We start from the raw sequence: 13,788 nt of genomic DNA on the forward strand, positions 1-13,788 counted from the left end.
CCGCGCACCTTGAGATTTGAATAGACAGCGTTGAGAATTGTGCTTTCTCTACCTGCTGGATTCTGGAAAGGATGAACGGATATGAAAAACCGAGTTTGCACATTGTATCGCGTTTCCACTGACAAACAGGTGGACCACAACGACAAGAACCAGGCCGACATCCCCATGCAGCGGAAAGCCTGCCACGCCTTCTGTGACAAAATGGGCTGGACCATTGTCCATGAGGAGCAGGAGGAAGGCGTTTCCGGGCATAAGATCCGGGCAGAAAACCGGGACAAATTGCAAATTATCAAGGGGCTGGCCAGACAGAAAAAGTTCGACATCCTGCTGGTGTTCATGTTCGACCGCATCGGGCGCATCGCCGACGAGACCCCCTTTGTGGTGGAATGGTTCGTCAAGCAGGGCATCGAAGTGTGGAGCACCCAGGAAGGGCAGCAGCGTTTTGACAGTCACACCGACAAGCTCACCAACTACATCCGTTTCTGGCAGGCCGATGGGGAGAGCGAAAAGACTTCCATCCGCACCAGGACCGCTCTGGGACAGCTCGTTGAGGCGGGCGGGTTCAAGGGCGGGCTTGCCCCCTATGGCTATGATCTGGTCAAAAGCGGGCGCTTCAACAAGCGCAAACACGAGCTTTACGACTTGGTGGTCAATGAGAGCGAGGCCGCCGTGGTGCGGACCATCTTTGAAAAGTACGTCCACGAGGGCTACGGCGCGCAGCGGATCGCCACTTACCTGAACCGGCAGGGCTACCGAGCCAGAACAGGGAAGATGTGGCACCACGCCACCATCCGCGGCATCGTCTGCAATCTGACCTATACGGGCGTCCTGCGGTGCGGCGAGAGCCGCTCCCAGGAACTGCCCCATCTGCAGATCATTGAACCGGAGCTGTTCGAGGCGGCCCAGCGCATCCGCGCCGCCCGTGCTGGCAGCGCCGTGCAGGAACGCCATGTCCCCATGAACACAAGGGGAAAGTCCCTTCTGTCTGGGAACGTGTACTGTGGCCACTGCGGCGCACGGCTGGCCCTGACCACCAACGGGAAGTCGTATCCCTGCAAGGAAGACCCACACCGGGTGGTCAAGCGGGTGCGGTACATCTGCTATGGCAAGACCCGCAAGCAGACCGACTGCAACGGTCAGACCGGTTATACCGCTCACATCCTGGACGGCATTATCGACAAGCTGGTGCGCCGCATCTTTGAGCGGATGAAGGCTATCCCCAAGAGCGACATCGTCAATCTTCGCTATCAGGAAAAGATGGAGGAACGGAAATGCCTGCTCCAGAGCGTCCGGGCTGACTATACAAAAGCAGCCCATGAACTGGATATGTTGAAAGTAGAGGTGATCAAAGCCCTGCGCGGAGAGAGTTCCTTCCCCAAAAATCTGCTGGGCGCAATGGTGACAGAGGCTGAAACCAAGTGCCGGGAACTGCAGGAGAGCATGGAGGCGGCACAGACTGCCTACGATGAAGGAAAAAACGTACTGGCCAGCCTGAACGCTCAATACGACGAGATCATCTCGTGGTCGGAGCTGTACGACACCGCCAGCATCGAGGCGAAAAAGATGATCGTCAGCTCTCTCATCCGCAGGGTAGACGTTTACCGCGGCTACAAGCTGCACATCGAATTTACCATCGACTTTGAGCAGTTCTGCCGGGGCCTGGATTTTGAAGCGGTTGCAGAGCAAACAAAAAGACCTGCCTTGCAATAAGGCAGGTCGTATATCTAAGAATACCCAGGGCACCTGATTTTGGTGGAGATAAGCGGGATCGAACCGCTGACCTCTTGAATGCCATTCAAGCGCTCTCCCAGCTGAGCTATACCCCCATGTTAGGGTGCTCTGGGTATTTCTTATTCGATTGTAAAGCGTGTTGCTCACCTGAGCAACATTTTGGAAAGTGAAGAACCCGAGGGGTATGTAACCATTTCAACCGGGCTCCCAGCTGAGCTATACCCCCAGATGTTCCGTTTTGTGGGCCGCCGCGGTGGTGTTTGACCGGCGACGTCAGTTATTATAGCAAAGGGCGGGGAGAATGTCAAGCCTGTTTTTGACTTTTTCTGCAAAAAAGCCGCCGGGCGTTGAAGCCTGGCGGCAATGCGTTGTTTTCTGCGCTCAGCCTTTGCGCTCCTGCGGCGCGAACAGCTGGGGCGCGGCCTTGTAGATCAGCAGGGCGCCTGCCATGGTCAGCAGGGTCTCAGGGAGCATGTAGCTGGCGTTGTAGCCCAGGCTGTAAGTCCAGGCGGCCAGGCCCTCGTTCAGGTTGCCCCACACCAGCACGCCGGACAAGAAGCTGCAGATGAACCGCAAAAAGCCCACCGCAAAGGTTCCCACCGCGATACCAACGGCGCGGTTCCTGAAGGGGCGGGCAAACAGATCGGCCAGGCCCAGCGCCATAAAAGCCAGCACATAGTCCAGCAGCACCTCGCCCAGGAAATACAGGAAGCTGGGCACCGGCGGTGCATAGAAGCCCAGCAGCATCTGCAGCAGGCTGTTTACAAAGCCGGTGAACAGGCCCCACTTGGCTCCATGCCGGAAGGACACCAGCACGAAGGGCAGCATGCTCAGGAAGGTGACGCTGCCGCCGTTGGGCAGTTCATAGATCTTGAAGTTGGACAGTACGGTGCCCGCTGCGATCATCAGGGCGCATTCCACAAGGATGCGGGTCTTGGAGTAAGTTTTGGTCATGGGAAAGATCCCTCCTCAAAAATAGTACACAAAAACAAAATGCGCCCGCTGGCATTCAGCAGGCGCACGGGGTGTTCACAAAACGGACGTTCCGCAAACTTACCTACGCCGGCATTACCCGGATCAGGTTAAAGGGTGCTCCGCCTGTGCGGATCTCAGCCTTTCGGCGCCCCTGTTTTCATGTCCGTCTTTCAGTATAAGCGCAGCAGGGCAAATGTCAAGACTTTTGGGATACAAAAAGCCCCCGGCTACCAGCCGGGGGCGGGATAAGTACGAGGTCAGCGCTTGATGTCGTAGTTCATGTTCATCAGGTTGCGGATGGTCCCCACATCGTCGGTGATGTTGGCGTCGCCATGGATGGTGTGCTTGATGGCGCTGCTGGCCACCGCAAAGTTGATGATGTCCATGGCCTTGTAGTGGTGCAGCATGGCGTAGATCAGGCCGCTGGCGAAGGCGTCGCCGCCGCCCACCCGGTCCAGGATGTTGAAGGTGAACAGCTTGCTCTCAAAGGTATGGCCGTCCAGCCACATGAAAGCCTTCAGGCTGTTCTCGCTGCCGCTGTGGGCGTAGCGCACATGGCGGGCGATGCACTTGATGTTGGGATAGCGCTCAATGAAACGCTGGAAGATCTCGTCCTGCTGCTCGTAGCTGGGCTGGAGGGGTACGCCGTCCTTCCAGTCGCCCTTGCTGTGATCGTTCTCGTCCTTCCACAGATGGTAGGGCTCGATGCCCAGCAGTACGTCCACATAGGGCAGGCACTCGGTGCAGAAGTCCCGGGCGTCCTCCCAGCTCCACAGGCTGCTGCGGAAGTTGCCGTCAAAGCTGACGGTCAGGCCCTTCTGTTTGGCCACTTTCAGCAGGTCCATGGTCAGGGTACGGCAGTTGGGGGCCAGGGCCGGGGTGATGCCGCTCAGATGCAGCCAGTCAAAGCCGTCCAGCAAAGCATCCAGGTCCACCCGGGAAAAATCGTACTCGGTGATGGCGCTGTGCTTGCGGTCATAGGTGACCTTGGAGGCCCGGATGCCGTAGCCCGTCTCCAGATAATAGGTGCCCAGACGGTGGGTGGGCACATCCTCGGGGGTGGCCAGGATCATGGGAGTGCAGTGCACGTCGTTGGAGCGCAGCATACGCACGGCGCTCTTGCCCAGGCTGTTGTTGGGCACTACGCTGAAAAAGGTGCTGTCCACCCCGAGGTTGGCCAGAGCCAGGGCGATGTTGGCTTCGCTGCCGCCATAGCTGGCCTCAAAGCTGGAGGTCATACGGATCTTTTCGTAGTTGGGCGGGGTCAGCCGCAGCATGATCTCGCCGCAGGTGATGAACTTGGGGGCGGTGGTATCTTTGCTCAGCAGGGGGTTATAGTGTTCCATAAGGTTCCTCCTTCAGTTTCCCATGGGAGTGGATGCAGCCAAACTGCCGCATTGTAATTGTTGTATCCATTATATTTCTTTTTGGAACGGATTTCAAGCAGTCTTGCTGAAACAAAGGAGAAAAATATACCAAATTTTCGTCAAATTTGCTGTGCATCTGGATGAAAACGCGCACTTCCGGCGCAGCTGCGCGGGTTTGGAGAGAGGGGCAGAAGTTCACACGCCGGTCAGATCGAAGGCGGGGGTATATTCTTCCCGGGCGCTGCTTTTCTGCTGCATAAAGCCGCTGGTCAGGCCCTTGTCCACCGCATCGTTGACCACCCGGCGGTATTCGTAGGTGGTGATCCGCCGGCCGATGCCGTGTTCTGCCGCCTTGTAAAAGGGGGTGTACTGGCTCATGATGCTGGGCACCAGGCACCCGGGGTCGGCGTCGTTCCAGGCGGCCATCTGGTCCAGCACCCGGAAGCTGTCGTCGATGTGGCCGGGCAGGGCCAGATGCCGCAGGATCACCCCGCGGCGCAGCATCCCGTCGGGGCCGTAGACCGGGCGGCCCGTCTGGGCCATCATGGCCTCGATGGCCTGCTTTGCCACCGCAAAGTAGTCGGGGGCGGCGCTCATCTCAGCCGAGAGGGCGGGAGAGACGTATTTCAGGTCGGCCAGCCAGATGTCGATGAAGCCCTGCCAGCGCCGGATGCTGTCCGGCGTCTCGTAGCCGCCGGTGTTGCAGACGATGGGCAGGTCCAGCCCGGCGTCCCGGGCCAGGGTCAGGGCGGCGATGATCCAGGGCTGCCACTGCCCCGGGGTAACCAGATTGATGTTGTGGGCCCCCTGGGCCTGCAGGTCCAGAAAGATCTGGGCCAGCCGCTCCACCGTGACCTCCTTGCCAAAACACTGGGCGCTGATGGGGTAGTTCTGGCAGTAGCAGCACTGGAGGGCACACCCCGAGAAAAAGACGGTGCCGCTGCCCCGGGTGCCGCTGATGCAGGGCTCTTCCCAGAAATGCAGGGCGGCCCGGGCCACCTTGAGGGCGCCCCCCGCGCCGCAATAGCCGGTGCGCCCGGCGGCCCGGTCAGCGCCGCAGCGCCGGGGGCAGAGGGAGCAGCGGCTGGGGATGACGAATGATGTAGACATATTGCATAAAGTCCCTTCCAAAAGATTTACCGGTGTGTTTCGCAAACAGTATACCATTTTTTGCCCCCGCCGTGTTATACTGATACAGAAAAAACTTGTATACCGCTGCACAGGGAGGGACAAGCGATGCAGACTGAACACGAGGAGATCCGCCGCAACCTGAAATATCTGCGGCTGCTGGCCCGGGATTACCCGTCCCAGGCGGCTGCGGCCAGCGAGATCATCAGCACCCAGGCCCTGCTCAAGCTGCCCAAGGGCACCGAACATTTCATGAGCGACCTGCATGGGGAGAACGAAGCCTTTGTCCACATCCTCAACTCGGCTTCGGGGGTGATCCGGGAGAAGGTGGACCAGGTGCTGGGCCAGGGAGTGCCCCCCGAGACCCGGGCCGAGCTGGCCACCCTGATCTACTACCCGGCCGAAAAGCTGCCTCAGCTCAAGGCAAAACAGCCCACCGAGGCCGCGCTGGAGGACTGGTACAGCCAGACGCTGTTCCGCCTCATCGACATCTGCCGGCTGGTGTCCTCCAAGCACACCCGCAACTATGTGCGCTCCTGCCTGCCGTCCAGCTGCGGCTACATTCTGGACGAGCTGCTCCACGCCCACTTCGAGGACCACGACAAGGACCTCTACTATGGCCAGATCGTGGGCAGTATCATTGAGAACGGGCGGGCCGAGCGGTTCATCACCCGGCTGTGTGAACTGATCAAGCGGCTGGCGGTGGATAAGCTGCACATCGTGGGGGACCTGTTCGACCGGGGGCCCCGCCCCGACATCATTCTGGACCTGCTGCTGCGCCATCACAGCGTGGACATCCAGTGGGGCAACCACGATGTGGTGTGGATGGGCGCGGCGGCCGGCAGCCCCATCTGCTGCGCCACCGTTCTCAAGACCACCCTTGCTTACCACAACCACGGCATGATCGAGGACAGCTATGGCATCAATCTGCGGCATTTGCAGCGGATGGCCGACCAGTATTACGGCCGGGACGATCTGACCATCTGGATGCCCCACACCGACGCCGCCCGCGGCCCCTACACCGAGGGGATGCTCTACCGCTGCGCCGTCATGCACAAGGCCATTTCCATCATCCTGTTCAAGTTGGAGTGCGCGGTCATCGACCGCAACCCCGATTTCCAGATGCAGGGGCGGGACTTCCTGCGCCGGATCCACTGGGACAGGGGGACGGTGGACATCGGCGGCCGGGAGTACCCGCTGCGGGACACCAGTTTCCCCACGGTGGACCCCGCCGACCCCGCCGCCCTGAACGAGGACGAGCAGATGGTGGTGGAGCGGCTGGTGGCCTCCTTCCGGCAGAGCGCCCGGCTCCAGCAGCACGTCCGGTTCCTCTACGCCAAGGGCAGCGTCTACCACATCGAAAACGGCAACCTGCTCTATCACGGGGCGGTGCCCATGACCGCGGCGGGAGACTTTGCCGCCGAGCGGTTTGAAGGGCGGCTGTATGCGGGCCGTGCCCTGATGGATTACTGCGACCAGCGGGCGCGGCTGGGCTATTATGCCCCCGAGGACAGCCCGGCCCGGCGCAGCGGCCAGGACTTTTTGTGGTATCTGTGGTGCGGCAAGCTGTCCCCACTGTTTGGGCGCAGCGCCATGACCACCTTTGAGCGGCTGTATGTGGCCGACCCCGCCGCCCACGTGGAGGTGAAGGACCCCTACTATACCTGGTACAACGAGGAGTCGGTCTGCCGGCGCATCCTGGCGGAGTTCGGGCTGCCGGGCTCCTGCCATATCATCAACGGCCATGTGCCGGTCCAGGAGAAAAACGGTGAGAGCCCCATCAAGGGGGGCGGACGGCTGATCGTCATCGACGGCGGGTTCTGCCGGGCCTACCACGACAAGACTGGCATCGCGGGATATACCCTGACCTACTCCAGCCGGGATATGTCCCTGCGCACCCATCAGCCCTTTATCAGCGCAGAAAAGGCCATCACCGAGAATATCGACATCGTTTCGCGGGAAAATATCCTGGAGCAGGAAAACCGCCGGGTCCTGGTGGAGGACGTGGATGAAGGGGAGGTCCTGCGGGAAAAAGTGCACGACCTCAAGCAGCTGGTGGCCGCCTACCAGCTGGGCTGGATCAAGGAGACCGCCATCGAGGACCGGGTGTGGTGAGCCGCAGCGGCCGGGGCGGTGTTGTACATTCTGTGAAAAAGGGAGAAAAAAGCAGAATGAATATGGAGAATCTGGGCAAAACAGAAAATAAGGGCAAACCCACGGCCTGAAACTTTGCTTTTTTCGGAGAGTTGTGTATAATAAGGTGAGCCGCAATGGGGCGGCCTCTGTTTGCCGTCCCCAAAATGCGCCTGCCTGTGTGCAAAAACTGCGGGGCGGGCCGGAGGGAAAGCGGCGTGGGACGTTTATGCAATCTGCGGACCCATGAAGGAGATCATTACTTTGGAGAAGTTTGTTATTACAGGCGGCAAGCCTTTGCAGGGCGAAGTCACCATATCGGGCGCCAAAAATGCGGCAGTGGGCATCCTGCCTGCCACCATCCTGGCCGGCGGCGTCTGTGTGATCGAGAATCTGCCCAATATCAGCGACGTGTCGGTGAGTCTGAACATCCTCAGCGCTCTGGGCGCTCAGGTGCGCATGCTGCGCAAGAACACCTATGAGATCGACACCACCCATCTGATGGGTACCAATGTGCCGGACGATCTGTCCCGCCAGATGCGGGCCAGCTATTACTTTTTGGGGGCGCTGCTGTCCCGCTTCGGCAAGGCCCAGGTGGCCATGCCCGGCGGATGCAACCTGGGTCCCCGTCCCATCGACCAGCACCTCAAGGCGTTCAGCGCCCTGGGCGCCCAGGACAGCGTGGATTACGGCATGATCACGGTCCGGGCCAGGGAGAAACTGCGGGGCGCCCGCATCTTCTTTGACAAGGTCAGCGTGGGCGCCACCATGAACGCCATGCTCTCCGCCGTCATGGCCGAGGGCCAGACCGTGCTGGAGAACTGCGCCAAGGAACCCCATGTGGTGGACCTGGCCAACTTCCTGAATATGTGCGGCGCCGATGTGCGGGGCGCAGGCACCGACGTCATCAAGGTGCGGGGGGTCACTCAGATGCATGGGTGCACCTACAGCATCATCCCCGACCAGATCGAGGCCGGCAGCTATATGGTGGCCGCCGTGGCCACCGGCGGGGACGTGCTGATCAAGAACGTCACCCCCAAACACCTGGAGCCCATCACCGCCAAGCTGCGCCGCTGCGGCGCCGAGGTGGAGGAGTTTGACGACTCGGTGCACGTCTGCCGCACCGGGCCCATCCTGCCCACCAAGATCAACACCATGCCCCACCCGGGCTTCCCCACCGATATGCAGCCCCTGATGGGGGTGCTCCTGAGCGTGGCCAAGGGGACCAGCACCATCACCGAGGGCATCTGGGACAACCGTTTCCGCTATGTGGACGAGCTGCGCAAGATGGGGGCCAACATCCAGGTGGACGGCCAGGTGGCGGTCATCGAAGGGGTGGACCACCTGATCCCCGCGCCCCTGCGGGCCAGTGACCTGCGGGCCGGCGCGGCCATGGTGGTGGCGGCCCTGATGGCCGACGGCACCAGCGAGATCGAGGAGATCAGCCACATCGAGCGGGGTTACGAGAACATCGTGGAGAAGCTCCAGGGCCTGGGGGCCGATATCCGCAAGGTGGAGCGGGTGCCCGCCGCGCTGGAGCAGGCGCTCTGATCGGATCGATGTACGACAGCGGGAGCTGCATCCCAGGGGTGCGGCTCCTTTCCTGTGGGGCGGGGAGGGCCCCTTTGGATGGCAGAATTTATCTCGCTTTATTCCGGATCGTCGGGCAACTGCAGCGTGGTGCGCTGCAAGGATGCCTATCTGCTGGTGGATATGGGCAAAGGGGTGCGGGTGACCACCGGGGCCCTGCGGGAGCTGGGTCTGGACGCCGCCGGCTGCGGGGGCATCCTGGTCACCCATGAGCACAGCGACCACATCAAGGGCCTGGCGACCTTCCTCAAGCGGCATCCTTTGCCGGTGTATGGGGCCGAGGCTACCCTGCAGGCGCTGGAGGCCTCGGGGACCGTCCCGGCGGCCTGCCCTCTGCGGGTGATGGACGAAAAAGCCGGGGAGGAGACCGATGTAGCCGGGTTTGGCGTGCGTGCCTTTGCCACCAGCCACGATGTGCCCTGCGTGGGCTACCGCATCTGTACCCCCGACGGCAAAGTGATGACCATTGCCACCGACCTGGGTACCCTGACCCAGCCGGTGCACCAGGCCCTGGCCGGGTGCGACCTGGTGGCGCTGGAGAGCAACTACGATCCCTATATGCTGCGCAACGGGCCGTATCCGTATTATCTGCGGGCCCGCATCGAGAGCCCCCGGGGCCACCTCTCCAACGACGAGTGCAGCGAGAAGCTGCTGGAGCTGGTGCAGGGCGGGTGTGAGAAATTTGCCCTGTGCCACCTGTCCCAGGAGAACAACACGCCGGCCCTGGCGCTGCAAACCGTCTTTACCACCCTGGGGGCGGGGAGCGTGGTGCCCGGCAAAGACTGTGTGGTGCAGGCCCAGCGCCGCAGCGAGATCAGCCCCGCGCTGGAATTTTGAGCGAAACGGTTGACAAAAGCCGCGTACATGCTATAATTTAATCGGTGCGGCCCGGCGGGCCGCAGCCGGAATCAAAAAAGGTTACTTGGCTATGACAGGGCCAGGGGTGCGGCGCAGCCGCGCAGAGAGAGGGCTTTCCAGCTGCAAGGCCCTCCGGTCTGACCACACCCCATGCCACCCTCGAGCTCCCGGTGAGATAAGCCGGGCGCGGCGCAGCGTTATTGCGGCAAAAAGAGGCGGCAGGGCCACAGCCCGCCGCAAATTGGGTGGTACCACGGAGCAGTTACACGGCAGCCTTCGTCCCTGGTCGGGGCGGGGGCTGTTTTTGTTTCCGCTCCGCTGCCGTGTCATATCTAGAACAAGGAGAGAATCGTATATGCAATGGACCGGTTTGAATGAACTGCGTGAGAAGTACCTCAGCTTTTTTGAGGGCAAGGGCCACCTGCGCCTGGGCAGCTTCCCCCTGGTGCCCAAGGATGACCCCAGCCTGCTTTTGATCAACAGCGGCATGGCCCCCATGAAGAAATGGTTCCTGGGCCAGGAGGAGCCGCCCCGCCACCGGGTGACCACCTGCCAGAAGTGCATCCGCACCCCCGACATCGAGCGGGTGGGCATCACCGCCCGCCATGGCACCTTCTTTGAGATGCTGGGCAACTTCTCGTTCCAGGACTACTTCAAGGATGAGGTGATCCCCTGGGCCTGGGAGTTTTTGACCAGCGACGAGTGGATGGCCATTCCCAAGGACAAGCTGTATATCTCGGTCTACCTGGACGACGACGAGGCCTATGACATCTGGACCCAGAAGGTGGGCATCGCCCCCGACCACATGGTGCGGATGGGCAAGGAGGACAACTTCTGGGAGCACGGCTCCGGTCCCTGCGGCCCCTGCTCCGAGATCTACTTCGACCGCGGCCCCGAGTACGGCTGCGGCAAGCCCACCTGCGGCCCCGGCTGCGACTGCGACCGCTATATGGAGATCTGGAACCTGGTGTTCAGCCAGTTCGATTCGGACGGCAAGGGCCACTATGAGCGTCTGCCCAAGCCCAACATCGACACCGGCATGGGCCTGGAGCGTCTGGCCTGCGTGATGCAGGGGGTGGGCAACCTGTTTGAGGTGGACACCGTCCAGAGCGTGCTGCACCATGTGGAGCACATTGCCGGCAAGACCTATAAGCAGAACGAAAAGACCGACGTGTCCATCCGCGTCATCACCGACCATATCCGCAGCTGCACCTTTATGGTGTCGGACGGCATCCTGCCCTCCAATGAGGGACGGGGCTATGTGCTGCGCCGTCTGCTGCGCCGGGCCGCCCGCCATGGCCGCCTGCTGGGCATCCAGGGCCCCTTCCTGGTGGACCTGGTGGAGACGGTGATCCAGTCCAGTGAGAGCGCCTATCCCGAGCTGCGGGAGCACGCCGCCTACATCAAGAAGGTGGTGGGCACCGAGGAGGCCAACTTTGCCCGCACCATCGATGCCGGCATGAACATCCTCACCGGCCTGATCGACGCCATGGAAAAGGCCCATCAGCACATCCTCAGCGGCCTGGACGCTTTCAAGCTGAACGATACCTTCGGCTTCCCCCTGGACCTGACCCGGGAGATCGCCGCCGAGCAGGGCATCCAGGTGGACGAGGACGGCTTCCACGCCGAGATGACCAAGCAGAAAGAGCGCGCCCGCGCCGAGCGCCTCAAGAAGAATATTTCGGGCTGGAGCGCCGACCTGTTCGGTGAGCTGACCGCAGCCCCTACCGTCTTTACCGGCTACGACACCCTGACCGATACCGGCGTGGTGGTGGCCCTGTCCGATGAGGAGACCCTCACCGACGGCATTTCCACCGATGACCAGGCCAAGGAAGGGGTGCTGGTGGTGCTGGACAAGACCCCCTTCTACGCCGAGATGGGCGGCCAGGTGGCCGACCACGGCGTGCTGTCCGGCGACAACTGCGCGCTGCGGGTGCTGGATGTGAAAAAGACTCCCAAGGGGTACTTCGTCCACACCTGCGTGCTGGAGAACGGCTATGTGCGGGTGGGCGACACCCTGACCGCTCAGGTGGACAAGGAATACCGCTGGGCCATTGCCCGCAACCACACCGCCACCCACCTGATGCAGGCTGCCCTGCGGGAGGTGCTGGGCGACCATGTGCACCAGGCCGGTTCCTATCAGGACGCCCATGTCACCCGGTTCGACTTTACCCACTTCAGCGCAGTGACCCCCGAGGAGCTGGCCCGGGTGGAAAAGATCGTCAACGATAAGATCTACGACTCCATGCAGGTGGATGTCCGCAGCATGGCTCTGGACGAGGCCAAGAAGATGGGCGCCATGGCCCTGTTTGGCGAGAAGTACGGCGAGATCGTCCGGGTGGTGGACGTCTGCGGCTGGTCCACCGAGTTCTGCGGCGGCACCCATGTGCAGAATACCGCCCAGATCGGCGGCTTCAAGATCATCAGCGAGTCCTCGGTGGCGGCAGGCATCCGCCGCATCGAGGCCGTCACCGGCAAAAACCTGCTGATGCGCGCCAACGCGAATGAGATGGTGCTGCGCAGCACCGCCGCCGCCCTCAAGGCCAACAACGTGGCCGACGTGGTGGCCCGCGCCGAGGCCGTGATGGCGGAGAACAAGGCCATGCACCGGGAACTGGACAACATGAAGGCCCAGGTGGCCGCCTCCAGGGTGCAGAGCCTGTTCGAGGCTGCCGAGGAAGTGGGCGGCGTCAAGATCGTCACCGCCTACTTTGCAGGCACCACCGGCGACACCCTGCGCGGGATGTGCGACACCCTGCGCGAAAAGGCCGTCAAGCCGGTGGTGGCCGTGCTGGTGGGCAGCGACGGCGCCAAGATCTCGATGGCGGTGGCTGTCAACAAGCTGGCGCAGGAGAAGGGTCTCAAGGCGGGCAGCCTGGTCAAGGAGCTGTCTGCCATCGCCGGGGGCAAGGGCGGCGGCAAGCCTGATTTTGCCATGGCTGGCCTGAAGGACCCCAACAAGATCGACGAGGCCCTCCACGCCGCCGCAGGCGTTGTGGCCCAGCAGATGAACTGATGGCCCGACCGCGGCCTGCCGGGCCGCGCTGACCGATAAAAAGAACCATACGAAAGGAGCTGTCCCATCTATGGAAGATTGCCTGTTCTGTAAGATCGCCGCGGGGGAAGTGCCCTCCAACAAGCTGTACGAGGACGACCAGCTGCTGGCCTTTTACGACATCGACCCCCAGGCGCCGGTGCACTTTCTGGTCATCCCCAAAAAGCACATCCCGTCGGCTGCTGCCCTGACCGAGGAGGACGGGGCCCTGCTGGGCCACATCTTCGCCACCATCGCCCGGCTGTGCGACAGCCTGGGCTGCGATGGGGGCTACCGCATCGTGTCCAATGTGGGGGAGGATGCAGGCCAGAGCGTCAAGCACCTGCATTTCCACGTCATGGCAAAACGCCAGATGGGCTGGCCTGCGGGCTGAGCGCGCAGGCTGCAACAAGTAAGGAGAGATATCATGGCAGAAACCTATACCCTGAAGGTCGCGGGCCTGACCCGTGAGCTGACCATCTGCAAGGTGAACGACCACATGGACATTGCGGCTTTCATCATGCTGGGGGACACCGAGCTGACGGTGGCCGCCGCTGCGGAGCTGCTGAAAAAGTGCCCCGAATTTGATATCCTGCTCACCGCCGAGGCCAAGGGCATCCCCCTGGCCCACGAGATGAGCCGGCAGAGCGGCAAGCCCTATGTCTGTGCCCGCAAGAATGTCAAATTGTATATGAAGGACCCGGTGGTGGTGGAGGATCAGTCCATCACCACGGCCGGCAAGCAGAAGCTGGTCATCGACCGCAAAGAGTTGGATGAGATGAACGGCAAGCGGGTGCTGGTGGTGGACGACGTGATCTCCACCGGCGGCAGCCTGAAAGCCCTGGATGCGCTGGCCGAGCAGACCCACTGCGAGATCGTGGGCCAGGCCGCCGTTCTGGCGGAAGGGGACGCAGCCAAGCGCCAGGACATCATCTTCCTGGAGCCGCTGCCCCTGTTCTTCCACTGATGGGG

10 protein-coding genes, 1 tRNA gene and 1 riboswitch are annotated in these 13,788 nt (G+C 61.8%); of the genes, 7 read left to right on the forward strand and 4 right to left on the reverse strand.

What is annotated here, in order from left to right:
• Positions 1 to 81 precede the first annotated feature (81 nt).
• Entirely contained in the window at positions 82 to 1,710 is a 1,629-nt protein-coding gene (locus B5G12_RS03640) for a recombinase family protein (protein WP_087323886.1), read from the forward strand.
• Between the two features lie 40 nt (positions 1,711 to 1,750).
• On the opposite strand, the gene B5G12_RS03645 is transcribed toward B5G12_RS03640, so the two are convergent.
• From B5G12_RS03645 to B5G12_RS03660, 4 genes are all read right to left on the reverse strand, one after another.
• Positions 1,751 to 1,826: transfer RNA gene (locus B5G12_RS03645), tRNA-Ala, on the reverse strand.
• Between the two features lie 286 nt (positions 1,827 to 2,112).
• A complete protein-coding gene (gene thiT, locus B5G12_RS03650; RefSeq protein WP_087323888.1) occupies positions 2,113 to 2,685 on the reverse strand; it encodes an energy-coupled thiamine transporter ThiT in 573 nt (190 codons plus the stop codon).
• 82 nt (positions 2,686 to 2,767) lie between these two features.
• A riboswitch (TPP riboswitch) is annotated at positions 2,768 to 2,869 on the reverse strand.
• A 94-nt stretch (positions 2,870 to 2,963) separates the two neighbouring features.
• Positions 2,964 to 4,052, reverse strand: coding sequence for a sugar kinase (locus tag B5G12_RS03655; protein WP_087323890.1), 1,089 nt, complete (start codon positions 4,050 to 4,052; stop codon positions 2,964 to 2,966).
• A gap of 216 nt (positions 4,053 to 4,268) precedes the next feature.
• Positions 4,269 to 5,183 carry a radical SAM protein gene (locus B5G12_RS03660; RefSeq protein ID WP_087323892.1) on the reverse strand — a complete coding sequence of 305 codons (915 nt, stop codon included), beginning with the start codon at positions 5,181 to 5,183 and terminating at the stop codon, positions 4,269 to 4,271.
• A 126-nt stretch (positions 5,184 to 5,309) separates the two neighbouring features.
• On the opposite strand from B5G12_RS03660, the gene B5G12_RS03665 reads away from it, so the two are divergent.
• The 6 genes from B5G12_RS03665 (at position 5,310) to B5G12_RS03690 (ending at position 13,783) form a co-directional block, all read left to right on the forward strand.
• Positions 5,310 to 7,316: a fructose-1,6-bisphosphatase gene (locus B5G12_RS03665; protein ID WP_087323894.1), complete on the forward strand. Its 2,007-nt coding sequence runs from the start codon at positions 5,310 to 5,312 to the stop codon at positions 7,314 to 7,316.
• Positions 7,317 to 7,598: 282 nt separating this feature from the next.
• Positions 7,599 to 8,885, forward strand: coding sequence for a UDP-N-acetylglucosamine 1-carboxyvinyltransferase (gene murA, locus B5G12_RS03670; RefSeq protein WP_164474867.1), 1,287 nt, complete (start codon positions 7,599 to 7,601; stop codon positions 8,883 to 8,885).
• Between the two features lie 78 nt (positions 8,886 to 8,963).
• Entirely contained in the window at positions 8,964 to 9,761 is a 798-nt protein-coding gene (locus B5G12_RS03675) for an MBL fold metallo-hydrolase (RefSeq protein ID WP_087230879.1), read from the forward strand.
• 376 nt (positions 9,762 to 10,137) lie between these two features.
• Positions 10,138 to 12,798, forward strand: a complete 2,661-nt coding sequence (alaS, locus tag B5G12_RS03680) for an alanine--tRNA ligase (protein WP_087323896.1) — start codon at positions 10,138 to 10,140, stop codon at positions 12,796 to 12,798.
• A 70-nt stretch (positions 12,799 to 12,868) separates the two neighbouring features.
• Entirely contained in the window at positions 12,869 to 13,210 is a 342-nt protein-coding gene (locus tag B5G12_RS03685) for a histidine triad nucleotide-binding protein (protein WP_087323898.1), read from the forward strand.
• A 33-nt stretch (positions 13,211 to 13,243) separates the two neighbouring features.
• Positions 13,244 to 13,783, forward strand: a complete 540-nt coding sequence (locus tag B5G12_RS03690) for a phosphoribosyltransferase family protein (protein ID WP_087230867.1) — start codon at positions 13,244 to 13,246, stop codon at positions 13,781 to 13,783.
• Positions 13,784 to 13,788 lie beyond the last annotated feature (5 nt).

Origin of the sequence: Faecalibacterium sp. An58, from assembly GCF_002161515.1 — a bacterium.
GTDB classification, from domain to species: Bacteria; Bacillota; Clostridia; order Oscillospirales; family Ruminococcaceae; genus Faecalibacterium; species Faecalibacterium avium.